Source organism: Pseudomonas sp. NPDC087804 (assembly GCF_044742965.1).
Classification (GTDB): Bacteria; Pseudomonadota; Gammaproteobacteria; order Pseudomonadales; family Pseudomonadaceae; genus Aquipseudomonas; species Aquipseudomonas rustica.
On the sequence record NZ_JBIUVN010000001.1, the window covers coordinates 1,060,148 to 1,085,450 of the forward strand.

At 58.1% G+C, this 25,303-nt stretch carries 21 protein-coding genes; 5 read left to right on the forward strand and 16 right to left on the reverse strand.

What is annotated here, in order from left to right:
* Nucleotides 1-20: 20 nt before the first annotated feature.
* The 11 genes from ACIOMO_RS04615 to ACIOMO_RS04665 all read right to left on the reverse strand — a co-directional run bounded on the left by ACIOMO_RS04615 (nt 21) and on the right by ACIOMO_RS04665 (nt 11,719).
* Nucleotides 21-1,208 carry an EAL domain-containing protein gene (locus ACIOMO_RS04615; protein WP_401238513.1) on the reverse strand — a complete coding sequence of 396 codons (1,188 nt, stop codon included), beginning with the start codon at nt 1,206-1,208 and terminating at the stop codon, nt 21-23.
* The gene (locus ACIOMO_RS04620; RefSeq protein ID WP_401238516.1) at nt 1,198-3,969 is read right to left on the reverse strand and encodes a response regulator; all 2,772 of its coding nucleotides are present in this window, start codon (nt 3,967-3,969) and stop codon (nt 1,198-1,200) included. The genes ACIOMO_RS04615 and ACIOMO_RS04620 overlap by 11 nt, the downstream gene beginning before the upstream one ends.
* Before the next feature lie 83 nt (nt 3,970-4,052).
* Nucleotides 4,053-4,376, reverse strand: coding sequence for a hypothetical protein (locus ACIOMO_RS04625; RefSeq protein WP_159812122.1), 324 nt, complete (start codon nt 4,374-4,376; stop codon nt 4,053-4,055).
* Between the two features lie 47 nt (nt 4,377-4,423).
* Nucleotides 4,424-4,807 carry a hypothetical protein gene (locus ACIOMO_RS04630; protein ID WP_159812123.1) on the reverse strand — a complete coding sequence of 128 codons (384 nt, stop codon included), beginning with the start codon at nt 4,805-4,807 and terminating at the stop codon, nt 4,424-4,426.
* A gap of 30 nt (nt 4,808-4,837) precedes the next feature.
* Nucleotides 4,838-5,488, reverse strand: a complete 651-nt coding sequence (locus tag ACIOMO_RS04635) for a response regulator (protein WP_401238520.1) — start codon at nt 5,486-5,488, stop codon at nt 4,838-4,840.
* Between the two features lie 172 nt (nt 5,489-5,660).
* A complete protein-coding gene (locus tag ACIOMO_RS04640; protein WP_401238523.1) occupies nt 5,661-7,520 on the reverse strand; it encodes an ATP-binding protein in 1,860 nt (619 codons plus the stop codon).
* An 87-nt stretch (nt 7,521-7,607) separates the two neighbouring features.
* Nucleotides 7,608-7,841 (reverse strand): hypothetical protein, encoded by a 234-nt coding sequence (locus ACIOMO_RS04645; protein WP_212544476.1) that lies wholly within the window; start codon nt 7,839-7,841, stop codon nt 7,608-7,610.
* Between the two features lie 153 nt (nt 7,842-7,994).
* A complete protein-coding gene (cydB, locus tag ACIOMO_RS04650; RefSeq protein WP_401238526.1) occupies nt 7,995-8,996 on the reverse strand; it encodes a cytochrome d ubiquinol oxidase subunit II in 1,002 nt (333 codons plus the stop codon).
* The gene (locus tag ACIOMO_RS04655) at nt 8,996-10,372 is read right to left on the reverse strand and encodes a cytochrome ubiquinol oxidase subunit I (RefSeq protein WP_401238529.1); all 1,377 of its coding nucleotides are present in this window, start codon (nt 10,370-10,372) and stop codon (nt 8,996-8,998) included. The genes cydB and ACIOMO_RS04655 overlap by 1 nt, the downstream gene beginning before the upstream one ends.
* A 24-nt stretch (nt 10,373-10,396) precedes the next feature.
* Complete coding sequence (locus ACIOMO_RS04660) at nt 10,397-10,609, reverse strand: hypothetical protein (protein WP_159812128.1); 213 nt, start codon at nt 10,607-10,609, stop codon at nt 10,397-10,399.
* A gap of 81 nt (nt 10,610-10,690) precedes the next feature.
* Complete coding sequence (locus tag ACIOMO_RS04665; protein ID WP_401238532.1) at nt 10,691-11,719, reverse strand: AbrB family transcriptional regulator; 1,029 nt, start codon at nt 11,717-11,719, stop codon at nt 10,691-10,693.
* A gap of 135 nt (nt 11,720-11,854) precedes the next feature.
* On the opposite strand from ACIOMO_RS04665, the gene ACIOMO_RS04670 reads away from it, so the two are divergent.
* On the forward strand, nt 11,855-12,760 hold the full coding sequence (locus ACIOMO_RS04670; RefSeq protein WP_401238535.1) for a LysR family transcriptional regulator: 906 nt from the start codon (nt 11,855-11,857) through the stop codon (nt 12,758-12,760).
* A 1,521-nt stretch (nt 12,761-14,281) separates the two neighbouring features.
* Here ACIOMO_RS04670 and ppk2 read toward each other — a convergent pair.
* On the reverse strand, nt 14,282-15,097 hold the full coding sequence (ppk2, locus tag ACIOMO_RS04675) for a polyphosphate kinase 2 (RefSeq protein WP_159812131.1): 816 nt from the start codon (nt 15,095-15,097) through the stop codon (nt 14,282-14,284).
* A 190-nt stretch (nt 15,098-15,287) separates the two neighbouring features.
* Here ppk2 and ACIOMO_RS04680 point away from each other — a divergent pair, with 190 nt between their 5' ends.
* Complete coding sequence (locus ACIOMO_RS04680) at nt 15,288-17,414, forward strand: TonB-dependent receptor domain-containing protein (protein ID WP_053120796.1); 2,127 nt, start codon at nt 15,288-15,290, stop codon at nt 17,412-17,414.
* A 383-nt stretch (nt 17,415-17,797) separates the two neighbouring features.
* On the opposite strand, the gene ACIOMO_RS04685 is transcribed toward ACIOMO_RS04680, so the two are convergent.
* Together ACIOMO_RS04685 and gabP are read right to left on the reverse strand one after the other, a co-directional pair.
* Nucleotides 17,798-18,895 (reverse strand): GlxA family transcriptional regulator, encoded by a 1,098-nt coding sequence (locus tag ACIOMO_RS04685; RefSeq protein WP_401238539.1) that lies wholly within the window; start codon nt 18,893-18,895, stop codon nt 17,798-17,800.
* Between the two features lie 38 nt (nt 18,896-18,933).
* Complete coding sequence (gene gabP, locus ACIOMO_RS04690) at nt 18,934-20,331, reverse strand: GABA permease (protein WP_401238542.1); 1,398 nt, start codon at nt 20,329-20,331, stop codon at nt 18,934-18,936.
* A 381-nt stretch (nt 20,332-20,712) separates the two neighbouring features.
* On the opposite strand from gabP, the gene ACIOMO_RS04695 reads away from it, so the two are divergent.
* The gene (locus tag ACIOMO_RS04695) at nt 20,713-21,471 is read left to right on the forward strand and encodes a hypothetical protein (protein WP_401238544.1); all 759 of its coding nucleotides are present in this window, start codon (nt 20,713-20,715) and stop codon (nt 21,469-21,471) included.
* Nucleotides 21,472-21,692: 221 nt separating this feature from the next.
* Here the strand turns inward: ACIOMO_RS04695 and ACIOMO_RS04700 are convergent, their stop codons facing one another.
* A complete protein-coding gene (locus tag ACIOMO_RS04700) occupies nt 21,693-22,061 on the reverse strand; it encodes a hypothetical protein (RefSeq protein ID WP_401238547.1) in 369 nt (122 codons plus the stop codon).
* Nucleotides 22,062-22,296: 235 nt separating this feature from the next.
* Between ACIOMO_RS04700 and ACIOMO_RS04705 the strand changes: the two genes are divergently transcribed.
* Together ACIOMO_RS04705 and ACIOMO_RS04710 are read left to right on the forward strand one after the other, a co-directional pair.
* Entirely contained in the window at nt 22,297-23,958 is a 1,662-nt protein-coding gene (locus ACIOMO_RS04705; RefSeq protein ID WP_401238550.1) for an ATP-binding cassette domain-containing protein, read from the forward strand.
* Nucleotides 23,959-24,088: 130 nt separating this feature from the next.
* Nucleotides 24,089-24,649: a hypothetical protein gene (locus ACIOMO_RS04710; RefSeq protein ID WP_401238552.1), complete on the forward strand. Its 561-nt coding sequence runs from the start codon at nt 24,089-24,091 to the stop codon at nt 24,647-24,649.
* Nucleotides 24,650-24,807: 158 nt separating this feature from the next.
* Here ACIOMO_RS04710 and ACIOMO_RS04715 read toward each other — a convergent pair whose 3' ends face one another.
* Entirely contained in the window at nt 24,808-25,173 is a 366-nt protein-coding gene (locus ACIOMO_RS04715) for a DUF6124 family protein (protein WP_212544492.1), read from the reverse strand.
* Nucleotides 25,174-25,303 lie beyond the last annotated feature (130 nt).

Here is a 25,303-nt window from a genome sequence, read left to right on the forward strand (position 1 = left end):
AAAGGCGAGCCGTGCACGGTTCAGCAATGTGCACGGGTATTTTCGCCAAGCAGGCGTAAGAACAGATCGGACTCGATGGCTTTCGAAATAAGGAAACCCTGAATTTGATCGCAGTGCATTCTTTTCAGCAGTGCAAGCTCTTCGGCTGTTTCAACACCTTCAGCCACCACGTTCAAACCCAGTTGCCTGCCGAGCGCGACGATGCTGCTGAGTGCCGCGGCGAGGTGCTCGTTCTCGACACTACCGTGGACTAACGACCGGTCTATTTTGAGCTCGGTAAACGGTGTCGAGGCCAGATTGAAATAGGAACTGTAGCCCTTGCCAAAGTCATCCTGGGCCAGGCCGAAACCTTTGAAGCGCAGGCGGCACACACCGGCGAAATAGTGTCCCTGATTGTCGGTGGTTGAGCTTTCCATCAACTCGAAACCGATTTTAGTGGGGAACCCGCCTTCGCTGAGTACGCGCTCATATAAACGATCGGGCAAATCGTCATCATTGAGCAGATGGGTCGGCAAGTTGATCGTCACCGGCACGTCGTAACCTTGTTGCTGCCAGCAGGCCTGGGCGGCAATCGTGCGAGAGACGACGCTCATCAGTAACTCTTCCTCAAGATTATGACGCACGAGTTCCGATAGAAAGTCGCCCGGCAATAACACTCCGAGCGTTGGATGAGCCCAGCGCACGAGTGCTTCCGCCGCAACAATGCGGTCACTGGCAATCGACTTTTTCGGCTGAAACCAGGGGTGTATCTGCCCGTCGGCAATTGCATGGCGCAAACAGGCGATGCCGAACTCCTGCGGCATTTTTTTATGGGCATGCGCACTGGCGCCGAGCTTTAGCATCTTGTCGTGCAGACTTCGCAGTGCAATCAGATCCACCGGTTTGGAGATCAGACCCACCACCTCAAAACCCAGGCTTCTCGCGGCCAGACTGGCACTGATCATGATTCGCCGCGAGGCACTGCTCATGATCGCCAACGCAGGTTTGTACGGTAAGTGCCCCAGCCGCTGAATAAACTGCAGACCGTCCATGCCGGGCATCATCAGATCACTCAAGACCATGTCGAAATGATGAGTTTTCATCAGCGTCAACGCTTCGTCACCGTTGCGCGCAGCCATGAGCGAGATGTCGTGCATTGAGCCGTACAAGTCCAGAAGATGCCTTTGCTGAAAGGGATGATCCTCGACCACTAAAACACTATAGGCCACGTGTGCTAGTCCTTTTGTACTGTTGCAAACAGTTGGAAAGTGCCGCCAGACCGAACGGTTTAACCAGCAACTGTTGCATGCCTGCGCCAAAACAGCGTTCACCTTCATCGCGCATCGCATTGGCCGTCGCGCCGATAATCGGCCCGGTGCAACCGATGCTGCGCAGTTGTCTCGCCAGTTCGTATCCATTCATGTTCGGCATGTTGATATCGGTGAGAACGACATCGAAGTGTTCCCCCCGCCACAGCGTCAGCGCTTGCGTACCGTCGCTGGCCAACGCCACTTCACACCCCAGTGTTTGCAGTTGGTCTTTCAAAATGGACTGATTGACCTGATTGTCTTCAGCTACCAGTATCTTCAAGTTCAGTCGTTCGACTACGTCGCTGACGACCACCTCGTCGACAATGGCCTTGCGGCCTTGCGCTTTTCGAACGGCATCGCGGATGGCATTCAAGTCATTCAACTGCACGGCACTGTCGTCTTCGCGCTCTTCGAGGCTGATCAACACACGCGGCCCGGTCCAGGCCGGGTAGATCGGCCGCCACTCGGCGGGATGCACTTCGACCAGGACGGCGTTTTCTGCGCCGCCAGTGTTGGCGGGCCAGCCGGTTTGCACACGCGCGCCCCACTTGCGCAGCCAGTCGGCGATGTAATCCGCCATGGCCAGCGACGGCGAGCAGACATACACCAGACCTTGCAAAGGCACCGGTGCCAAAAGGATGTCATCCGCCGGCAACAGGTTTTCCAGTGGCACGCTGAGGGTGAAGCTACTGCCCAGCCCCAACGTGCTGACCACCCGCACGCGCCCCTCCATCAAAGCCGCCAATCGCTGGCAGATCGACAGGCCCAATCCGGTGCCGGCGACAACGTTAGTGTTGCAACCGGCCTGGTAAAACGGCTCAAACAGAAACGCCTGATTTTCCTGGGAAATGCCGGGGCCGGTGTCTGACACCTGCCATTGCACTTCCAGCACATCACCCTCGGCGACGCACAACTTCGCACGCAACACGATCTGCCCACTCTCGGTGAACTTCACGGCGTTATTCAGCAAGTTATTCAGGATCTGGCGGATACGCGTTACATCACCGTGCAGCACCGAAGGCATGTCAGGATCGATAAACGAATAGAGCAAAATGCCCTTGCCCCGCGCCGCGCCCGTGTAGTTTTGTACGACGTCGCGCACCAGTTCCAACGGTGAAAACTCACTGACTTCCAGCGCCAGTTGCCCGGCTTCGATCTTCGACACGTCCAGCACATCACACACCAGGTTCAGCAACGCCGCCGACGAGTTGCCGATCGCGTGCATGTAGGCTTTCTGTTGCGGGCGCAGTTCGGTCTTTTCCATCAACTCAAGCGTGCCCAGCACACCGTATAAAGGCGTGCGTATCTCGTGGCTCATGGTGGCCAGAAACAAGGTTTTCGCTTCGTTCGCGGTGTCCGAGGTCTGCTTGGCCATTGCCAGCGCAGCTTCCACCTGTTTGTGCGAACTGATGTCGCTGAAGGCACAGAAAAGCACGTCTTCGCCGTTGTAGCGGGTCGGTGCGAAGCTGACATACAAGTGCCGACCGTTGCCCGCCTCAAAAGCATCCGTCAGGTTCGATGCTTCTTCGTCAAAGGCTTGGTCAATCCAGTGATGACACAGGCGTTCGCGCCCGGAGCATTCGCCCAGCCATTGCTCGGACAAGCGGTTTTCCAGCACCACGGTGCCGTCGACACGGCGCAGTACGCAGAGCGCAACCGGCGCGGTCTGGATCACGGCACGGCAAAAAGCCTCGCTTTCGATCAGCGCATCGATACGTTTTGTGGCAGGCGTGATGAGACGACGCTCGATGCGGTGCACCAGTTTATAAACCAGCAGCGCTGTGAGAAAAACCAGAACGAGAGAGATACAAAGAGGCCACCAGAGCACCTTCAACAACGAATACAGTTCGAGGGTGTAGGAAAGTTTCCAGTCCGAGTAACCGAGCTTTTTTTCCATCACCAACTGATCCGGCACAGCCCCGACACCGAATAAACCGAAGTCCTCGCCGATCTTCAACATCGGTGAACCGGGCGCGGATTGATCGCTGGGCGCACTGCTCATCATCACGTCGCCATGGGGGGTGAGCATCATGAATTGCCCGGCGCGGTCATCATGCAGGCTGCTGGAGACATCCGCAGCGTCCATTTCCAGACCGATCCAGCCTGATTCCGCCTGAGACGAATCCACTCGGCCGAACAGGTACAAGCGCGGCGGAAATGCACTTTGATCACTGAGCCAGAGTTCGCGCGCAGCACCCGGCGCCTGATCATCGAGGGCGCGCAACTTCCTCAGCACATCCAGCGAAATCGGGGTAATAAACGGCAGGGCTTTACTCAGGTATTCACCGCCCTTGTCTTTCTCTTCAGGGGCGTAAAGCAGGTTCAGGCGATAGTCTTTGAAATAGTCATTCATCGGCCCGGTCAGGCGCACACCCCAACCGCTGGCGTGGTCAGCAGCTTCGTGGCCTGCCGGGGCTTGCGGATCATTCACCGCAGACAGCACCAGCCATTTGAGCAGTGATTCACGCTGGGTAAAAAACACCCGTGCATTGGCAATAGCGTCGCTCATAAAACCCTGGCGACGGGAAATTTCGCTATTGAATATCGAGGTGATTGAAATGACCGCGCCGACGATTGTCCCGAGCACCAGCAGTTGCGCGAACAGTCGCAACAACCTTCTGGCGGCCTTGGGCGTCGAAAAGTATGAGTCGGCGGGTTGCAGAAATTGCTTCAGTTTCATCGCGCCAGATTAGGCGCAGCAGGTGTTCGACGAACATCAGCTAAACCTTAAAAATACCGGGACGATTCTCACTAAGCCTGCTGTTACTGGATCGAACCTTTATTAGCCCGCGCTTGCCGTAGTTTGCTCATGCCACCGTCGGGGCCGAGAAAGCGTTTCATCGAATGTTGATGCTCAACTTGCATGTAAGCGGTGAAATGCGCGATCAGATCCAGCACTTCCATGCCCACTTCGTCACCGCAATACAACATCGCGGCGAAACGCCCCATGATCTCCGCATTGACGTTTGCGCGCTCGCGCATGACATAAGCGGGCGTGTCCTTGTCGACGCCTTTGAAGATCACAGGAACAATCGCCAGGCCAATAGCGTCAATCAGCTCGACCATTTCCTCTTCAGATATTTTCAAGGCTGCACCCACTGTCAAATCGATGCCGGTTTAAGTTGAAGAAGACGTTAATGCATCATCATCGTGGTGATACCGGCGCCGATCGCCGCGCCGGCAATGGCGGACAGACCGATGGCGATAGTGACTTTGATAATGACGCCGTGGAGCGCACTGCGCGTCTGTTTTTCCAGTTGCTGCATGGCTGAGCGCTGCTTGATTTCAGCCACACTCATGACACTGCAAAGCTGGCGGTACGCCTTGGAAAAGTCTTCATTGGCCGAGTAGACACTGACGCCAAAGTTGGCTGCCGCGTCGACAACCGATTCGCGAACGGCGGCAACCGAGGCGGTGGCCTGCCTGATTTCACCGATGATGCTGTGCGCCCCCTCCACCAGCGCCGCGTCTACCGAGTTTTGTTTCAAGTGCACTTTTTCAGCAGCGGGAATGTCCATCGCTCTAACCCCAACAATACCGTCCGGTATTTAATTAAACATGCGACTGCGAATGCAGTAGCCAATCAATTCCTGATCACTGACGACACTCAGCTTTTTCATGGCTGACAACTTGTACGCACTGACCGTTTTAACGCTGAGTCGCTGATCCTTGCCAATGCTGCGAAAACTCAGGCCCGCCATATACAAACGCAGCACATCGAGTTCCCGCGCACTTAACCGTTGCTGTGCCACATCGGCAGCACTTGCAGCTGTCACCATCGACAGACAGTAATCCGCGCTTTGCTCAGGCGATACAGGGCTCGCCAATCTGTCGAGTGTCGATTGCACGTTCATCAGCATGTGTTTCTTTTGTATAACGCTGGCACCCAGCTTGCGCAGTCGCGCGAACACTTCCAGGTTGGCAATCATGGTCATCACCACGATGTCGATGTGCGGAAAATGTCGGGCCAGATAACCGACAAGTTTCAATCCATCGCCGTAAACCGAGGCTTCCGGCATGTGGTAATCAGTGATGACCACGTCCGGCGCGTACTCGTTTATTGCCGCGACCAACTGCGTCGAGCTCGTGGCTTGTCCCACCACTGCAAATCGCGCATCCCGCGCAATCAGCTCGATGAGCCCCAACAGCACAACGGGATGGTCGTCGGCCAGAACGACTTTGATCTTTGTCTCAAGCATCTATTAACGACACTCCCGGCGTGATCATTTTTGGAATGGCCTCCGCGAGGAGGATTGTGCGGCTTCGGGGGGATTGTCTGGCAGAGGGGCGCGGCAAACCATCAGGAAAACCTGAAAAAACCGACTTTTAGTGGTGAAGGGATAGCGCTGTGAACAACGTGAGCGCGGCTGATTATTTCGCCAACAACTCGCGCACCCGCCCACCCAGCGCATCGACGGCAAACGGCTTGGTCAGCACGTGCATGCCATCCTCAAGCTGACCGCCGCCAAACACTGCGCTCTCGGCATAACCGGTGATAAACAGGGTCTTCAGCTGCGGGCGCAATTGCAGCCCCGCTTCGGCCAGTTGCCGGCCGTTCATGCCGCCCGGCAGGCCGACGTCGGTGACCAGCAAATCGATGTGCACATCGGAGCGCAACAGCTTCAGCCCGGCGACGCTGTCGGCGGCTTCGATCACCGTGTAACCGAGTTCGCCCAGCACGTCCGCCAACAGCATGCGCACGGTCGGCTCGTCGTCGACCAGCAACACGGTCTCGCCCAGTTGCGAGGCCGCGACGGACTCATCGGCAGCGTCATGTTCGTCCTGGCTGGCCTCGACATGATGGCGCGGCAGGTAAATCGACACCTGCGTGCCCTCACCCACCGTCGATTGAATCTGCACTTGCCCGCCGGATTGCTGGGCAAACCCGTAGATCATCGACAGCCCGAGGCCTGTGCCCTGACCGATCGGTTTGGTGGTGAAAAACGGTTCGAACACATGCGCCATAACGTCCGGCGACATGCCGGTACCGGTGTCACGAACGCTGACACAGAGGTAATCGCCTTCGGGCAGATCGATGCCACGCGCGGCCTCGCGATTCATCCACTGATTGGTGGTTTCCAGGGTGATGCGACCACCATCGGGCATGGCATCGCGGGCGTTCAGGCAGAGGTTGAGCAGCGCGTTTTCCAGCTGACTCTTGTCGACAAACGCCGGCCACAGCTCCGAGCTGCCGAGCGTCTCGACGACAATGCCCGGCCCGGCGGTACGCTGGATCAGCTCGGCCATGCCGTACATCAGCGTGTTGACGTTGGTGGCGTGCGGTTCGAGGGTTTGCCGGCGCGAGAATGCCAGCAGGCGATGGGTCAGCGATGCCGCACGTTTTGCCGCGCTTTGGGCGGCGACCATGTACCTGTCGACTTCGCTCAGGCGCCCTTGGCCGATGCGCCGGCTCATCAGCTCAAGCGCACCGGAAATACTGGTCAGCAGGTTGTTGAAATCGTGGGCGAGGCCCCCGGTCAGTTGCCCCACCGCTTCCATTTTCTGCGACTGGCGCAGTTTCTCTTCAGCCTGCATCAATTCGGCGGTGCGCTCGGCGACGCGCTGTTCGAGGGTCTCGTTGAGTTCGCGCAAACGCGCGGCGGTCTGCCGTTGCTGCTCTTCGACTTCGCGCAACGCCTCTTCGGCGATGGTGCGTTCGAGCAAATCAGCGGCTTGGCGCGCGAGAATGTCCAGCAGGCGCAAATCGCGTTCGGAGGGATGGTGCGGTTTGTTCCAGTGCGTCGAGATCATGCCGAGCAGATGGCCATCGCGCGACATCAACGGCGTGGTCTGCGCCGAACGGATACCGGTGCGGCGGAACGCAAGCAGGTCTTCGGTGCCGGCAATGTCGGCCCACTGTTCGAAATCGGGAATGATCGCGCGCTGGCCGAGTTTCAGCGCCAAGGTGCAACTGCTATAGGCCGCCGGGCTGACGTAATGCCAAAAACCGACCGCCTCGGCCGGCAGGCCATGGGCGTACAACAATTGCAGCTCGCCACCATGGCCGGCGCCGTGTTCCGGCGTACAAAGCAATTGCATTGTGCCGAACTGTGAACCGGTGATGAACACCGCCGCATCGACGATTTTGCCGTAGAGCGCTTCGCGATCCTGCTCGCCGATCAGGCTGACGCTGATGTTGTGCAGCAGTTCGATGTCCGACAGCGCGGTTTGCGCCGCCGAAACATTGCCAGGAGCCAGGTCTGGAGGAAAAGCGGCGTAAAGGCCAGTCATGAGAGGCTCCCGAGAGCTGCAGATAATCGGGCGGCAGGTTACCAGCTAACGTCGGATTAAGGGATGCGACGTGCTGGCGCGCCGCCATCATCCGACGAGCAGCGCTTCATGCACCTCAATCGAGGGGATCGCCACCTCGGCGCGGCGACTGTCGAGCCAGCCTCGGGTTTTGCCGACATCGAAGATTTGCCCCTGCTCAATCAGGGTCAGCAAGAGTTCGTCGGCCACGCGATAGCGCCCGCAGTCAGGGCAATCACGTTCTTCCCATGGGCCTTGGCAATGAATGCGCTCAGCGCCCCCCGCACAAATCAGACAACTCATGACAGACACCTTTTTATAGTTTTCAACCGACCCGTCGTATGGCCGGTTTTGTGGTTGTCTGGTCGACTCGATGGAGGGGATGAAAGTTCTCGGGGCTGACGTTTTCAGAACAGACAGGTCGCATCTGCCAGTATCTGGCCAGCCAATACGCTCTCAAGAAGACTTGATCGGCCGCACTTTGCCGCTGAAGACTTTGAAGCCAAAGGTGTTGTAAACCAGGGTCACCGGGATCAGCACGGCGAAACCAATCAACATGAACAATTGGCTTTTCGGGCTGGACGTGGCGGCTTTCAAGGTCAGATCCGGCGGTACGATCAGCGGAAACAACGCAACCAGCATCAGCGCGAATGCCAGCACAAACACGCCCAGCGCGGCGAACAGCGGAACGCCATCGAAGCGGCTGCGAAACCCCGACCAGAACACCGCTGAAAGAATGGTGAGCACCATCAGCGTCGGCGCCCAGACGCGAATATCGGTCAGACGTTGCATGTATTGGGCTTGCAACGTTGCCGTCCATATCACCAACACGATCAACAGCATCACAGTGATCAGCGCCAACACCCGTGCCTGGCGTGCGCAGCGCCGCTGCAAGTCGTCGACGGTTCGCCAATACAGCCAGCAAGCGCCGAGCCACGTGTAACCGAGCACCAATACCACGCCGCAGAACAGCGGAAACGCCCCCAGCCATTCCACACCGCTGCCGGTGTATTGGCTGCCCTGATGCGGCACGCCTTGCACCAGTGTTCCCAGCACCACGCCCTGAATCGCCCCCGCCAGCAAAGAACCGCACAACAGCGCGCCATCGACCCAACGCTTGATCGCTTCGTTGGGCGAGTGGTCGCGAAATTCCAGCGCCACCGCGCGCAGAATCAGCGCGAAGAACATCAGGATAAAAGGCAGATAAAGCGCCGGCAGCAAAATCGCGTAGGCCAGCGGAAACAGCGCGAGCAGCCCGCCGCCGCCCAGCACCAGCCAGGTTTCATTGGCATCCCAGATCGGCAGAATGGTTACCGCCATGGCGCGGCGGTGCTGGCTGTTTTCGGTCAAGCCGAGCAGCACACCGACGCCCAGATCCGTGCCGTCGAGCAGCACGTAATTCATCACCGAGAAGGCCAGAGCGCCCGCGCACAGCAGCGTGATCCAGTCGGTGTCCATCAGGAATGCCCCGTTTCATCGGCCAGCGTCGGTTGCGGCCCGGACTCGTCCTGCTTTGGCGGCTCGCGCAATAAACGTAGCAATAACCACAGGCCGATGCCAAAAATCAGCAGATAAAACAGCAGAATCAGCCAGGTCGAGGCCAGCACTTGCGCGCGGGACACCGATGACAAGCTGTCGGCCGTACGCATCACGCCGTAGACGGTAAACGGCTGGCGGCCCACCTCGGTGACAACCCAGCCGCTGAGCATCGCGACAAAACCCGCCGGCGCCATGCACACGCTGGCCCATAACCAGCCGCGCGATGTGTACAGGCGCTGACGACGACGGAAAAACAGGCTGACCACGCCCTGCCCCAGCATCAAAACGCCCAGTCCGACCATCAGCCGAAACGCAAAAAACACCGGCGCCACGGGCGGAATGTCCTGCGCGGGAAATTCATCGAGGGCGGCGATGGTGCCGCTGAGATCGTGGGTCAGGTACAACGAAGCCACTCGCGGAATCGCCACTTCCCAGTGATTGTGCCGCTGCGCCATGTCGGGCCACGCGAATAGCCGCAACGGTTCGCCCGCGCCCTCGGCTGGACGCGTCCACGAACCTTCAATGGCGGCGACTTTCTGCGGCTGCACTTTCAAACTGTGCTGGCCATGCAGATCGCCGACCACGATCTGCACGGGCATCAGCACGACGAGCAGCCACAGCGCCATGGAAAACCCCAGCCGCGCCCGTGGATTGTCCGCGCGTTTGAGCAACTGCCAGGCACTGATGCCGGCCACCAGCGTCGCGGTGCCGAGCAACGCTGCCAGCGTCATGTGTACCAGCCGATAGGGAAACGATGGATTGAAAATGATCGCCCACCAGTCTTCGGCGATAAAACGGCCGTCGGCGGCAATCGAATACCCCGCCGGCGTGTGCATCCAGGAATTCGCCGAGAGAATCCAGAACGCGCTGATCAGCGAGCCCACCGCCACCGCGCAGGTGGCGAAAAAATGCAGACGCGGGCCGACCTTCTTCATGCCGAACAGCATGATGCCGAGGAAACCCGCTTCGAGAAAAAACGCCGCCAACACTTCGTAAAACATCAGCGGGCCGAGAATATCGCCCGCCTGAACCGCCAGCCGCGACCAGTTGAGGCCGAACTGATACTCCAGAATCAGCCCCGAGGCAGTGCCCACCGCGACATTCAGGGCAAATACTTTCAGCCAATAGCGGTAAACATCGAGATAAATCTGCCGTCCGCTCTTTAGCCAAAGCGCCTCGAGCACCAGCAGAAAATTGGCCAGGCCGATGGTGAACGCGGCCAGCACGATGTGAAAACTGATGGTGAGCGCAAACTGGCTGCGCGCCGCCATCAGCGCTGAGTCGAGCGAGTACATGGCGTCACTCAACCGTTGCCGGTTTTATCTGCGCGCTTGATCGGGATGCGTGAACACGCTGCCCGCATCGCGCACCAACTGACGCCATTCGGCGCTGGTGATCAGCCCTTGCTCCTCCATGTCATCGGCGGCTTTTAGCAACTCGTCGTATTGTTCTTCCGGATCCAGGCGCATTTGCGATTGCGTTGCCAGTTTGCGCCATGCCGCCAGTGATTCTTTCTTCCGCTGATCGAACATAGGGGATTTCTCATCGAGGGCTTGATCGATAGAGATAAGTCCTTCCTGCGTCGTTCAGCGCGGGCGACGGATGGAGAGTGTTTATGCCGGTTGCGGATTCTCCTGAAAGAATCGCTTGGGCAACACTGCCGGGCACAGATGGATGATCGACATGCGCACCACGTGATTGAGCATCACAAACGCCGGGTCGAGTTTGAGCAGCAACGCCGCTGCCGTCATCACCTCGACGCCGCCCGGCACCCACGACATGAACAGTGCGAGAAACGGCTTGCCGGTGAACTGGCTGAACGCGAAGGCAATCGCCAGCGTCGAGCAGAACGTCAGCGCCGTGACCACCAGCCCGGCGCGGATGTAGCGGACGAAGTCCTTGAGGGTGATGTCTTTGAGACGGATACCGATCAGGCCGCCGAGCAGGATCAGCGCGACAATCGCCAGTGGCTCGGGCACCTGCAAATCGGCGTGAAACCCGACGTTGGCCGCCGCTGTGCAGAGCAACCCGGTGAGCATGTACGGCGCGGGGACATCGAAGCGTTCCAGCAGATACCCGGCGATTACTGCCGCCAGCGCGGGCGGGATCACTCGCAGGTAATCGTCCAGCGCGCCCAGAGTCGGTGCCGTGTTGTCTGCATGACCGCCCGCGATGAGCGTCACCACCAGCAACAACGCGAGCAACCGCACGATGTGTACAAAGGCTATGCGCCCCGAGGCCGGGCCTTGATCGCTGGTGACGGTCATCACCGCCGCCATTGCGCCGGGTATCGAACCGAGCAGGCTTTCCACATGGCCCCAGCGTTCCATGCGCCGCAACCAGTTGTAGCCGACGACGATTTGCGCGGTCATGCAGATCAGCAGGCCGAGCAGAATGCTGAAATCGCTGAGCTCGCCGAGCATTGAAGCGGTGACGATCGATCCGACACTGACGCCGAGCAACAACTGCACGGCGGCCACGAACGGGTAAGGCATACGCATGCGCACGCCGATTTTGCTTAACGCGGTGACCAGGCAGATCGCGCCGATCAGCTCGCCCAGCGGCAGGCCGGTCAGATAGCCGAGCCATGCGCCCAGCGCCGCTACGGGGATCGGGATAAGGCTTTCGAGCAGAGTCTTCATTGAATATCCATGTTGTTCTGAAAGCGATGTTGAGAAGCCGCAGGAATTTTCGGAAATATTTTTAAACATTTTTATAAGATGAACGCTGCACGGATCCAATACCGATTTCCGACCGATTGATACCCAAGGATGAACATGCTCGATCTGCGCCGCCTGCGTTACTTCCTGATCGTCAGCGACGAATTGCACTTCGGCCGCGCCGCCGCACGTCTGCACATCGCCCAGCCACCGCTGACCCGGCAGATTTCGGCAATGGAAAAAGAGTTGGGGTTTCAGCTGTTTGATCGCAGTAGCCGCAATGTCACGCTCACTGCAGAGGGGCGGCATTTTTTACCGCATGCGCGAGCGCTGCTGGAGCAGGTGGAAATGACGGAAGGCATTACGCGCAAGCTGGCGACGGGCTCTGCCGGACATTTGGCGGTGGGGTATGCGAGCTCGATTGCGTTGTCGGATGTGTTTAGCGAGACGCTTAAGCGGTTTTGTTTGTTGTATCCGGATGTTCAGGTAACGGTGGATGAAGGCGCTTCGAATCATCAGTGTGCGCAGTTGATTGAGGGGCGGCTGGATATTGGCTTGAGTCGTTTGTTGCCAGTTGGCGAGGATGCGCGGGTGCAGGCGATCTGTTTGGGCAATGAACCGTTGGTGGCGGCGGTTGCCAGTGATAGCGCCTTGGCCTCACGGGATCGAGTGACTTTGGCGGAGCTGAGCGCTTATCCGTTGATTGCGTTCCCGCAGGATTATGGTTCGGGGTTGAATGACATCGTTGAAGCGCTTTTTCGCCTGCATGGGCTGACGCCAATCGCTGGCCCGACGGGCAAACAGATCACCTCGATTATTGCGTTGGTCGCGGCGGGCCTAGGGGTTGCGGTGGTGCCGGAATGTGCGCAGGTGTTGGTTAAGCGTGGCGTGGTTTATCGGCCGCTGGCTGAGCCAGGTGCCGTAGCGCCGCTGTTGCTGCTGACACGCAAGCACGAACGCAGTGCGCGGGTGCAGGCGTTTGTCGAAGTAATCAAACAGACAACACCAAATTGTAGGAGCTGAGCTTGCTCGCGAAAGCGGTGGATCTGTACCGGAGATGGCGACTGACCCACCGCTTTCGCGAGCAAGCTCAGCTCCTACAAAGATTTGTGGGGTGTTCGAAAATTTGTGTACGGCGCAAAACCCTGTAGGAGTGAGCCTGCTCGCGAAAGCGGAATGTCTGTACCGGTGATGTTGCCTGACCCAAAGCAATCGCCAGCAGGCTAGCTCCCACAGGGTTTTGTGGGGTGTTCGGGATCTTCGGTACGACCGAGAACCCTGTAGGAGCTGAGCTTGCTCGCGAATGCGGTGGATCTGTACCGGAGATGGTGACTGACCCAATGCAATCGCCAGCAGGCTAGCTCCCACAGGGTTTTGTGGGGCGTTCGGGATCTTCGGTACGACCGAGCCCCCTGTAGGAGCTGAGCTTGCTCGCGAAAGCGGTGGATCTGTACCGGAGATGGTGACTGACCCACCGCTTTCGCGAGCAAGCTCAGCTCCCACAAAGATTTGTGGGGTGTTCGGGGATTTGTGTACGGCCAAGAACCCTGTAGGAGTGAGCCTGCTCGCGAAAGCGGAGTGTCTGTGCCGAAGATGTTGCCTGACCCAAAGCAATCGCCAGCAGGCTAGCTCCCACGGGGATTTGTGGGGTGCTCGCAAATTTGTGGACGGCGCAAAACCCTGTAGGAGTGAGCCTGCTCGCGAAAGCGGAGTGTCTGTGCCGAAGATGTTGCCTGACCCACTGCCTTCGCGAGCAAGCTCGCTCCCACAGGGATTTGTGGGGTGTTTGGGATTTGTGTACGGCCTAAAAACCTGTAGGAGCTGAGCTTGCTCGCGAAAGCGTTGGATCTGTACCGGAGATGGTGACTGACCCACCGCTTTCGCGAGCAAGCTCAGCTCCTACAAAGATTTGTGGGGTGATCGGGGATTTGTGTACGGCCAAGAACCCTGTAGGAGTGAGCCTGCTCGCGAAAGCGGAATGTCTGTGCCGAAGATGTTGCCTGACCCAAAGCAATCGCCAGCAGGCTAGCTCCCACAGGGATTTGTGGGGTGTTCGGGATCTTCGGTACGACCGAGCCCCATGTAGGAGCTGAGCTTGCTCGCGAAAGCGGTGGATCTGTACCGGAGATGGTGACTGACCCAATGCAATCGCCAGCAGGCTAGCTCCCACAGGGTTTTGTGGGGTGTTTGGGATCTTCGGTACGACCGAGCCCCATGTAGGAGCTGAGCTTGCTCGCGATGGCGGTGGGTCTGTGCCGAAGATGTTGGCTGACCCAATGCCTTCGCGAGCAAGCTCAGCTCCTACAAAGATTTGTGGGGTGTTCGTGGATTTGTGTACGGCGCAAAACCCTGTAGGAGTGAGCCTGCTCGCGAAAGCGGGGTGTCTGTGCCGAAGATGTTGCCTGACCCAAAGCAATCGCCAGCAGGCTAGCTCCCACAGGGTTTTGTGGGGTGTTCGGGGATTTGCATACGACCGAGCCCCCTGTGGGAGCCGGGCTTGCCCGCGAAGGCGGCGGTGGGTTCAACATCGCACCCGGCTGCGTATCAGAATTTTTCCGCCACACGCCGATACGGATAATTCGGATCCTTGTACTTGCCCGCCTTCTGCCGCTTCGGCAGTTCGACCTTCTCGCGCTTCACATCCTCATAAGGAATGCGACTCAGCACATCAGTGATGATGTTCAGCCGAGCCCGACGCTTGTCATTCGAATCCGCCACCAGCCACGGCGCATGTTCGGTATCGGAATGTTTGAACATCTCATCCCGCGCCCGCGAGTAGTCGTACCAGCGGCTGTAGGATTTCAGATCCATCGGCGTCAGTTTCCAGATCTTGCGACCGTCATTGATCCGCGCTTCCAGCCGCCGCGTCTGCTCTTCCGGGCTCACTTCCAGCCAATATTTCAGCAAAATCACCCCGGACTGCACGATCGCATGCTCAACCCACGGGATCGACTTGAGAAACTTGTCCGCCTGCTCATCCGTGCAAAAGCCCATCACCCGCTCGACACCGGCGCGGTTGTACCAACTGCGGTCGAAGATCACCACTTCCCCCGCCGCCGGCAGATAAGGCAAATAACGCTGCACATGCATCTGACTCTTCTCGCGATCCGTTGGCGCCGGCAGCGCCACCACGCGGAAAACCCGCGGGCTCACACGCTCAGTCAGCGCCTTGATCGTACCGCCCTTCCCCGCGCCATCACGCCCTTCAAAAACAATACAAACCTTGACGCCCTCGGCGATTACCCACTCCTGCAACTTGACCAGCTCAACGTGCAGTTTGCGCAGTTGCTCCAGGTAATCCTTGTTTTTCAGCTTCGGACTTTCAGGCGCCTTGGCGTCCTTCTTTTTGTCTTTTGCCATGACCCGGCCCTCTCGAATGAATGCAGAAACAGAATGTTTATTGACGACACACACCAGACACGTGAGGTTAGTTCATGACCTGCTGTTTGCCATCGCCGGGTAAAAAGCAAAATTGCCATGTGTTTCCTTCGTTCTTTCCTGCGTCGCACTGTTCATTCATTGCCCGCCCTTGCCTGTCTGGAGTTTTTCGATGCCGTCGCCAAAATCCCTGCCCACTGCCCTGCTGGGCCTGGCCCTTGCCTGCCCGGCGATGGCCGAGACTCAAGGTCTGGAACTGGGGCAAGTGCTGATTTCGGCCGATGAGCAGCGCGGTTCGGATGCGTCGGTTGAAGAAGCCAAAGAGCGCCTCGAACAAGTGCCCGGCGGCACCAACGTGGTCGATATGCGCCAACCGTTGCAGGGCCGCGTCTCGAGTAATCAGGATGTGCTGGCCTATCAACCGGGCGTTTACGCGCAGTCGGCGGGCAACGAAGGCGTGAAGATTTCCGTGCGTGGTTCGGGCATCAATCGCGCGCCGGGCGCCCACGCCTCGGGCCTTTACACCATGCTCGACGGCCTGCCGCTGACCGGCCCCGGCGGTACGCCTTACGAATTGCTCGAACCGCTGTGGGTCGATCACGTTGAAGTGCTGCGCGGCACCAACGGTTTCGACCGTGGCTCACTGGCCCTCGGCGGCGCCATCGATTACGTCAGCCACACCGGCTACAACGCGCCGAAACTGCAAGTGCGCTACGCCACCGGCAGCCACGGCTATCAGCAGCGTCAGGTCAGTTCCGGGCAAGTGCTCGGCGACTTCGACTACTACGTGTCGCTGACCGATTCCAACGCCGACGGCTATCAGGATCACACCGCCAGCGAAAGCAAAGGCGTGATCGCCAACTTCGGTTATCGCTTCAACCCGAACCTGGAAACGCGCTTCTACATCCGCTACCGCGAAACCGACAACGACCTCGCCGGCCGCGTAACCAAGCACTCCATCGAACACGATCCACGCGCGGCCAACCCGTCTTACGTGGCGCGCGATGACAGCCGCAAGCAACCGGGCAGCACCTTCATCGGCAACAAAACCACCTTCTACATCGACGACGACTCAAGCATCCAGACCGGCCTCGTCTACCACGATTACCCGATGGATCTGCGCGAAGGCCCGAACCGTTTGAAAGTCGCTTACACCGATGTCAGCGGCACCTTCGACTACAAACGTCGCGACACGATCTTCGGCATGGAAAGCCGCAGCAACGTCGGCCTGCGCGTGACCAAACACCTGCCCAATGACGGCGCCAGCGAATTCGTGCGCATTCCTACCGGCAACACCGCCGGTTATGCGCCGGGCACAAAAATGCGCGATTTCACTTATCAGGGTTCGGACACCGTGCTGCACTTCGGCAACGACCTCGAAATCGCCAACGATCTGTGGCTGACCACTGGCCTCGCCGCCATCTACACCCGCCGCGAAAGCGACGTGACCTATCCGCAAAGCGGTGGCAAAACCAGCATGAACGACTGGGACTACGCGCCGCGCCTCGGCCTGCGCTACCAGATCAACCCGGATCTGCAAGTGTTCGGCAACCTCAGCCGCTCCGTCGAAGCGCCGCACCCGTGGTCGCTGATCTACAGCTCCAACGTGCGCTTCCCTTCCGGTAACGGCGCCGCGACGGGGACGCAGAAAGACCCGATCAAACTGCAAAACCAGACCGCGACCACGCTGGAACTCGGCGGGCGTGGCGACAGCGCCATCGGCGAATGGAGCCTGGCGTGGTACTACGCACAGGTTCGGCATGAACTGCTTTCAGTGCTGCCGGATGCCAACGCCGTCACGCCGTATGAGTTGAACGCCAGCCCGACCGTGCATCAAGGCGTCGAAGCGAGCCTCAACAGCAAACTCTGGTCGGCTGCCGATGGCCGCCAGTTGAGCCTGCGTCAGGCGTATACGTTCAGCGATTTCCACTATCGCGACGACGACCGCTTCGGCGACAACCGCTTGCCGGGCCTGCCGATGCATTACTACCAAGGCGAATTGCGTTACGACTGGCCGCAGGGGTTCTTTGCGGCGGTGAACACGCAACTGGTGTCGAAAGTTGCCGTGGATTATGCCGACAGTTACTACGCCGATCCGTATGCACTGTTCGGCGCAACGCTCGGCTACAACGCGCCGAAAGGTGATTGGCAGGGTTGGGTCGACATGCGCAATCTGACCAACAAACACTACGCCGCCACGGTCACGCCGGGGTATGACGACAAAGGTCTGGATGCCGCGCGGTCGACGCCGGGCGAAGGCATGGGGGTTTATGTCGGGGTTTCGTGGAGCTTGCTCTAACCCCACACCTTTGTAGAAGCAGAGCTTGCTCGCGAAGACGGCGGCACATCCCACACCTTCTTGGCTGACACACCGCTTTCGCGAGCAGGCTCACTCCTACAGGGGATTTGTGGTGTGTGGCGAATTTTGTGTACGGCCGAGAAACCTGTGGGAGCGAGCTTGCTCGCGAAGGCGGCGGCACATTCAACACCAATGTGGCTGACACACCGCTTTCGCGAGCAGGCTCACTCCTACAGGGGATTTGTGGTGTGCCCCGGGTTTTGTGTACGACAGAAAATCTGTAGGAGCTGAGCTTGCTCGCGAAGACGGCGGCACATCCGACATCTCCTTGACTGACCCACCGCTTTCGCGAGCAAGCCCGCTCCCACACTGACTGGTGTCGATCAACTTATCTGCGCCAAATCCGCGCGCTCAACCATCCGAACACTGGCAAACGTCGACTCATTCCGTGCCTGCTCCAGCACCGTCAGCGGTTGCGTCGACACCGCCTTCAGCGCCGGTTTTCGGCTCATCTCCGACCCACCGCGCTCGTCACTCGGCGGTACGCCAAAGTGTTCGCGATAGCATTTGGAAAAATGCGGCGTCGAAACAAAGCCGCAAACATGCGTCAACTCAACGATCGACAACGACGTTTGCTTGAGCAGTTGCCGCGCGCGAATCAGGCGCAGTTTCAAGTAATAACGCGACGGCGAACAGTTGAGGTATTTCTGGAACAACCGCTCCAGCTGTCGCCGCGACAAATCAACGTACGCCGCCAGGTGATCCAGCTCGATCGGTTCCTCAAGATTGGCCTCCATCAGCGCGACGATCTCTTGCAGCTTAGGCTGATGCGTGCCGAGCACGTGCTTGAGCGGTACGCGCTGATGATCCTGCTGGTTGCGGACGCGCTCATAGACAAACATCTCAGAGATGGCAGCGGACAAATCACGTCCATGATCGCGGCTGATCAAGTGCAGCAGCATGTCCAGCGGCGCGGTACCGCCGGAGCTGGTGACGCGATTGCGATCGAGGCTAAACAGGCTGGTGCTGACGCTGACACGCGGAAACGCTTCCTGCATCGCCGCGAGAAATTCCCAATGCACGCTGCATTCATAACCGTCGAGCAGCCCGGCTCTCGCCAGCGCCCAACTGCCGGTGCACACGCCGCCCAAGCGCTTCGATTGACGCGCCAGGGCCTGCAGCCAAGTGATGTGCTCCCGCGAAATCACGCTCTGAATGCCGACGCCGCCGCAGACAATCACCGTGTCCACGGCAGGATTACTCCACGACCCATCCGGCGTAATCGGCACGCCGTCGCTGGCCCAGACCGGCGCGCCGCCAACGCTGAACGTCTGCCAGCGATACAGCTCACGCCCGGACAATTGATTGGCCATGCGCAACGGTTCGACGGCGGACGCCAGCGACATCAGGGTGAATTTGTCCAGCAGCAGAAAGCCAACGGATTGAGTCGCACCGTCGGGTGCGGCAGCGTTCGATGACATCGGATTCGTGTCCTTACAGAAGCGTTTGTGGTTCGGCGTTAACCCGCTGACGTCACCCGGGCCGCCTGTGCAGGATCACGCGAGGTCACCAGGCCGAGAAAGGAAATCAGCAACGCGAGGCCAATGGTCGTGCTCACTTCGGTGCGGTGTTGCGGGGTGATCATCATCACCGTCAACGCCGCGCAAATGAACACGATCACCAGCCAGGTCAGCCACGGGAACAGCCACATGCGAAAGGTCAGCTCGACGTTGCGCTGGCGCAAGATCCGCCGCATGCGCAACTGCGACACAGCGATGGTCAGGTACACCAGCAAGGCAATCGCCCCAGAACTGGCGAGCAGGAATTCAAACAACCCGGCGGGCATGAAATAGCTCCACACGGTGATCGCCGCGCCCAACACGGTGCTGGCGAAAACAGCCGCCCGTGGCACGCCGGCGGCCGACGTCACCTTCAACGCCTTCGGCGCATCGCCACGGCGTCCCAGCGAAAACAACATGCGCGAGGCAATGTAGATCGAAGAGTTCATGCAACTGGCGACGGCGATCAACACGACGACGTCGACCATGAACTTGGCGTGGGGAATGTTCATGATTTCCAGCGCCCGTTGATACGAGCCGACCGAGGCCAACAGCGGATCATTCCAGGGCACCACGGAAATCACCACGAAGATCGACAGCAGATAAAACACGCCGATGCGCCAGATCACCGAGCGCGTGGCTTTGGCGATGTTCTGCGCCGGGTTGTTGGATTCGGCGGCGGCGATGGTCACCGCTTCAGTGCCGATAAAACTGAACATGATGGTGATGAAAGCGCCGACCACCGCCGACAGGCCGTTGGGCGCAAACCCGCCGTGGGTCGCCATCAAACCGCTCAAACCACTGACTTCGCGATCCGGCACCCAACCCATCAACACGGCAAAACCGACGCCGATAAACCCGATGATCGCCACGACTTTGGCCATGGCGAACCAGAACTCGAATTCACCGTATTTGGACACGCTGAACAGGTTGGTCACGGCCAGCACAACGATCGACACCAACGCGAACAGCCACGCATCGACCTGTGGAAACCATTGATGGAGCACATGGCCGGCCGCCAGCGCTTCAATCGGAATCACCAACACCCAGAACCACCAGTAAAGCCAACCGATGGTAAACCCCGCCCAGCGCCCGATTGCCTGGTCGGCGTAGGTGGAAAACGAGCCGGTGTCCGGATTGGCCACCGCCATTTCACCGAGCATGCGCATGACCAAAACCACGAGCAAACCCGAAAACAAATACGCCAACAACACCGCCGGCCCCGCCGCCGCAATGGCATGCCCCGAGCCCACGAACAAACCGGCGCCGATGATCCCGGCGATAGACAGCATTGTTACGTGACGAGGCTTGAAGCCCTGCGCCAATTGGCCATTCGAATCCTTGGACGGGCTAATCATTGGTTTTTTTATTCTCTGCTGATCGACATTTAAGCGACTGGACAGGGGCAACGGATCACCGTTGTTGCCGTACAAGAAGCACCGTCCAACCGCCGCAGTTCTTATCAAACCGATGTGGTTTTTTAATGAAAAGACACTTCACCTTATCTGGCTTGGTGGAGGGCTCAGTAGCCTGATGGCGTCATGCTTTGGTCTGAAATCGACACGGGGGAACCTTACAGTCTCGATCAAGACCTACCAGTCGAAAACCCAAAGCAAAACCCGTGGGAGCGAGCCTGCTCGCGAAGACGTCGGCACGTTCAATATCAATGTGCCTGACACACCGCTTTCGCGAGCAGGCTCGCTCCCACAGGGGATTTGTGGTTGTGGCGGATTTTGTGTATGGCCGAGAAACTTGTAGGAGTGAGCCTGCTCGCGATGGCGGCGGCACATTCAGCATCAATGTGGCTGACCCACCGCTTTCGCGAGCAGGCTCACTCCTACAGGGGATTTGTGGTGTTCCCCCGGATTTTGTGTATGGCCGAGAAACCTGTGGGAGCGGGCTTGCTCGCGAAGAAGCCAGCACATCCAACATCACCTAACCTGACCCACCGCTTTCGCGAGCAAACCCGCTCCCACAGTAAATTTTTGGTGTGCCCCGAATTCCATGTACGACAGAAACCCCCTGTGGGAGCGAGCCTGCTCGCGAAGACGCCAGCACATTCAACACCTAAACAACTGCCCCACCCTGCTAATCTCACCCCAACCCCGCTAAGCATCCCTCCACCACTGGATACCTCGATGAACTTCCGATGTCCTGACTGCAACCATCTCGTCAGCCACATCCCGCCCACCCACAAATGCCCCGACTGCGGACACTTCTCCCACGACTGGCTCATCGATGACTGGGAAAGCTTTGCCGCCATCAAACGCAGGCACATCCACTACAACCTCATCATCATGGGCCTCGTCCTGATCAACATCCTGGCCGCCATCCTTTACCAATCAACCAACCCCTTCCAGTGGCTGATCAACCTGATCTTCCTCCCCGCCTTCATCAGCTGGATCCTCTGCCGCAAGCAGCTCAGCCAAAAAGCCCACTACAAAGGGCATAAAGGCAACATCGTGTTCCCATGGTTCGCAGGCTTCGGCGGGTTATGAAAAATCGCCCAACCCTGTAGGAGTGAGCCTGCTCGCGATAGCGCCCATCCAGCCAACATCAACATTGAATGACCCACCGCCATCGCGAGCAGGCTCACTCCTACAGAGATTTTGCATGCTTACCCAGCCCCCAAACCCGCCACCAACACTGTGGGAGCGGGCTTGCCCGCGAAGACGTCAGCCCATCCAACCTAAACCCAACAGCCATAAATCCCGCTCAACTATTCCCCAACAACCTCAACATAACTCGACTCCCCACCCCCACTCGCCCCAGACAGCCAGCCCCAGACAAAACTCAACGTCGTCCGCCCCACCTCATCAACCCCAACCGTCCCCCGCGACCAACCGGAAAGCAACTCGCCTCCCGTCGTCAAACAATGGAAAAGCAGCTCAATCGTATCGACCCCGGTCACCCGGCCAACCTGATGCCCGAAGCGAATCCGACCGCCCTGATAAGTACTCAAAATGCCCGAGCCCTCAACACGGTAATGAAACACCGTGTCAGCCCCCGACAACCCTTGCGCGTTGTTCGCTACGGCAAATCGACGGTCGTGCAAACGCTCGGTGACTTGTGAAAAAGCAGATTCCATAAAGGCTGCGTCCTTGTGTTCAGGGTTTCCGTTCCGGTTGCAGATCATCCTAACCCAACGTCCGACCATCATTGGGAGGTGCCCGCCACGCAAGCGCAAAAACTACAACATCGCAGGCAATCGCCTACAGCCACCTCGGATCTCACCGACTTGTTTGTCCTCAGGTCAAACCCTATCGTTGAGCGCTTGCCGCAACCCAAGCAACTCGCTTTAACCCCATCTAGAACGGATTCATATGAACTGGGTCAGCCATTACCTGAAAAGTTTCAAAATAATTTCGAACAACTATCGACGGTTTACCGCCAGCTTCATCGCGGTATCCACACTGTTCATACTCTGCAGCGCCCTTAATTCCTTGCTTCCAGTACTACTGAGAAATGCCGCAAACACCTTTGACGGCGCTCCGAACGCAAGCACTCAATTCCTCTTATTCGCAGGTTGCTACGCCTTACTCTGGACAGTCTCACAAGTGCTTTCCAGCGTTCGCGGCGTCTTTTCAGCGTGGATACTCGCCAAGTGCGACGCGACCCTTTACGAAACCATCCTCACCCGAATTTTTCAGTACGCTCACAGCAAACAGCGAACGCTCGACCCCGGCTATGTGGCGGCTGACATCAATCGATCGGCCAGCAGTTTCAGCCTGGTCACTGTTGGCGTTTTCTGGACCATCGTTCCTATCGCAGTTGAAATCATCGTCGCCATCAGCGTGCTTTACACCATCATGGGCGCTGCTTACGCGATGCTGTTTCTCGTCGCCTGCGTCGCACTGACTTCCCTGGCCATCTACGTCGCCAAGTCCAGTTCCAGCATTCATCGCGCCTTGTTTGAAGCCGACAACAACCTTTCAAGCTATACCGTCGAAAGGCTTGGCAGGGTTTACGACATCAAGATCAACAACAGCTTGCCCAAGGAACTCGCCCTTGGCCGAACCTTCTTCGACAACTACGTCAAAACCATCAGAGACGCCAACCTTCGCATGGGCATTCGGATTGCCTGCCAAGGCTTGGCCATTGGCGCAGTACTGACATTTTTCATACTGTTATCCGGCCTGTACTACCGCACGAATTTTACGGCTGGCGATTTCATCATGATCGTTGGATACATCACCCTGTTCACCCTGCAACTCCATCTATTGGCGGGCACACTGTTCAACCTTCAAGCCCACCTCATTTCTTTGAACGACGGCATCAAATACATCGAAGAAGACATTAAAGAGCAGTACCACCCGAAGCATCACGCAGACGTCGAAGGCTTTACGCTCACAGGCGTAACACTGGCAAAGGACAACAGAACCATCCTGAACAACATCAACGGTCAGTTGATGTCTGGCGTAAATATCATTTCAGGAAAATCCGGCGCGGGAAAAACAATGCTGGTAAACATTCTTTTGGGTCTCGAAGAATCCCATACAGGAACGGCCCTCTACAGAGGACACCGGATCAGTGAGGCACTCACCGAACACATACTGTCAGAGGTTTCCGTCGCGCCGCAAAAACCGGTTCTAGTGTCCGGTACGCTCGAAGATAATCTGCTGTATGGCGCTGATGACGTATGCCAAAACAGGCTGAAGGAAATTGTCGAACTGCTCGGATTCACACGGCAAGGCAATGACGCTGACGCTTTGCTGGCAATAGTAATAGACGTCGCCGGCAGCGGATTGAGTGGTGGTGAGAGACAGCGAATCGCCATCGGCCGGGCGATATTAAGAGACAAGCCCACGCTAATACTGGATGAACCTACTGCCGCGCTTGATGAACGAACCGCGCACAAAATCGTTGAATGGCTCGCCCTGCACACACGCAACTTGATCATCGTCACCCATGACGAAAAGCTGAAAAAGAAGTACGGCATAAAAATAGAATTGAATGAGACGACGGCCGAATCTGTTCAGGTGTGACCCGGCGGAGTTCAAAAATCATGATCGCCGGGTGCCAAGGCAACTTGCCCAAACGCTGTTCCACGCTAAGTTTAAGGTCAGTGACAACAACGACCCCGCCCTCGCCCAGTACGAATCCACGGGAGGCTTGATGAACAACTTCCCAATCGTCGCCACCGTTCTCTCGATGATCCTCGGGCTCTCCGTCACCCGCCTCCTGCTCGGCGCGTTAACCGTATTCCGCATCCGCCGCGTGGCCGCGCCAGACTGGGTGCCGCTGGTCTGGGCGGTGATGCTCTTCACCACGCAATTGGAATTCTGGTGGGCCGTCAACGCACTGTCGACGGTCAAACAGACCTTCTCGTTTCTCGAGTTTCTATTGCTGGTGATGCTGACACTGTCGCTGTTTGTCACGGCCGCATTATTGCTGCCGAGCCGTAGCGAAGATGAGCAGAACGGCCTGCGCGTGTACTTCGAACAAGATGGGCGATACGCATTGCTGTCGCTGTCCACGTACCTGTGCCTGGGGCTGGTCGTCAACGTCATGTTGTTCGACGCCTCGCCTTTAGCACTGTGGGGCCTGCTGGACGTGATTATGATTGTGCTGCCAATCTGCGCGTTCTTCGCGCGATCGCGTAAAGGCTATACGACCATCACCCTGATCTACGTGCCTCTGAGCGTGATCGACTTCATCATTTCGCTGGCGACCTAACGCCCCAGAATGCATCTAAAACCCACTAACCTCCGGCGGATGAAGCCATAGGTGGCGAGGGAGCTTGCTCCCGCTGGACTGCGCAGCAGGCCCCGCTTTGAAAAGCGAAACCCACCCCACGCCCCGCCAAAGCAAGTCCCTCACCACAAATTGCTGCCCTAAGCCGAAGCCTTCAGCTCAACATTATCCAGCGCCTTATTCACCGCCAATTCCCCCAACATCACAACCTGCGCAATCCCCAACAACGTATTGCGATTCGGCCCCTCCAGCATCCCGGCAAAATCCCCAAGCATCACCGTCGCCGAGGCCAAAGACTCACACGCATTGACCAGCAGCGTCTCAGTGTCGGATTGCGGATTAACCATGAACAAAGTGCTGGGGCTGTACGGCGTGGCCATGATCTTCTCAGGCGCAAGATAATGATCGAGCGCCCGCTCCGCCGCATCGTGAAGCTTCCTCGAATCGAACGATTCATAAGGCGACGCCGGATCCGTCACCGGCGCCTTCGGTGGTGTAGTGCTCATCAACTAAAACTCCAATCAGCAAACATCGAATAACCCCCCGTAGGAGCTGCCGAAGGCTGCGATCTTTTGATCTTCTTCTTACAACCAAACGCAAAATCAAAGAATCGCAGCCTGCGGCAGCTCCTACAGG

What these genes read in the sequence shown, in the direction of transcription:
- ACIOMO_RS04620 (WP_401238516.1), bottom strand. Translation starts at nt 3,969, where the DNA reads ATGAAACTGAAGCAATTTCTGCAACCCGCCGACTCATACTTTTCGACG.
- ACIOMO_RS04685 (WP_401238539.1), bottom strand. Translation starts at nt 18,895, where the DNA reads ATGTCATCGAACGCTGCCGCACCCGACGGTGCGACTCAATCCGTTGGC.
- ACIOMO_RS04655 (WP_401238529.1), bottom strand. Translation starts at nt 10,372, where the DNA reads ATGTACTCGCTCGACTCAGCGCTGATGGCGGCGCGCAGCCAGTTTGCG.
- ACIOMO_RS04635 (WP_401238520.1), bottom strand. Translation starts at nt 5,488, where the DNA reads ATGCTTGAGACAAAGATCAAAGTCGTTCTGGCCGACGACCATCCCGTT.
- ACIOMO_RS04660 (WP_159812128.1), bottom strand. Translation starts at nt 10,609, where the DNA reads ATGTTCGATCAGCGGAAGAAAGAATCACTGGCGGCATGGCGCAAACTG.
- ACIOMO_RS04640 (WP_401238523.1), bottom strand. Translation starts at nt 7,520, where the DNA reads ATGACTGGCCTTTACGCCGCTTTTCCTCCAGACCTGGCTCCTGGCAAT.
- ACIOMO_RS04670 (WP_401238535.1), top strand. Translation starts at nt 11,855, where the DNA reads ATGCTCGATCTGCGCCGCCTGCGTTACTTCCTGATCGTCAGCGACGAA.
- ACIOMO_RS04680 (WP_053120796.1), top strand. Translation starts at nt 15,288, where the DNA reads ATGCCGTCGCCAAAATCCCTGCCCACTGCCCTGCTGGGCCTGGCCCTT.
- ACIOMO_RS04710 (WP_401238552.1), top strand. Translation starts at nt 24,089, where the DNA reads ATGAACAACTTCCCAATCGTCGCCACCGTTCTCTCGATGATCCTCGGG.
- ppk2 (WP_159812131.1), bottom strand. Translation starts at nt 15,097, where the DNA reads ATGGCAAAAGACAAAAAGAAGGACGCCAAGGCGCCTGAAAGTCCGAAG.
- ACIOMO_RS04700 (WP_401238547.1), bottom strand. Translation starts at nt 22,061, where the DNA reads ATGGAATCTGCTTTTTCACAAGTCACCGAGCGTTTGCACGACCGTCGA.
- cydB (WP_401238526.1), bottom strand. Translation starts at nt 8,996, where the DNA reads ATGGACACCGACTGGATCACGCTGCTGTGCGCGGGCGCTCTGGCCTTC.
- ACIOMO_RS04665 (WP_401238532.1), bottom strand. Translation starts at nt 11,719, where the DNA reads ATGAAGACTCTGCTCGAAAGCCTTATCCCGATCCCCGTAGCGGCGCTG.
- ACIOMO_RS04705 (WP_401238550.1), top strand. Translation starts at nt 22,297, where the DNA reads ATGAACTGGGTCAGCCATTACCTGAAAAGTTTCAAAATAATTTCGAAC.
- ACIOMO_RS04645 (WP_212544476.1), bottom strand. Translation starts at nt 7,841, where the DNA reads ATGAGTTGTCTGATTTGTGCGGGGGGCGCTGAGCGCATTCATTGCCAA.
- ACIOMO_RS04630 (WP_159812123.1), bottom strand. Translation starts at nt 4,807, where the DNA reads ATGGACATTCCCGCTGCTGAAAAAGTGCACTTGAAACAAAACTCGGTA.
- ACIOMO_RS04715 (WP_212544492.1), bottom strand. Translation starts at nt 25,173, where the DNA reads ATGAGCACTACACCACCGAAGGCGCCGGTGACGGATCCGGCGTCGCCT.
- ACIOMO_RS04695 (WP_401238544.1), top strand. Translation starts at nt 20,713, where the DNA reads ATGGCCGAGAAACTTGTAGGAGTGAGCCTGCTCGCGATGGCGGCGGCA.
- gabP (WP_401238542.1), bottom strand. Translation starts at nt 20,331, where the DNA reads ATGATTAGCCCGTCCAAGGATTCGAATGGCCAATTGGCGCAGGGCTTC.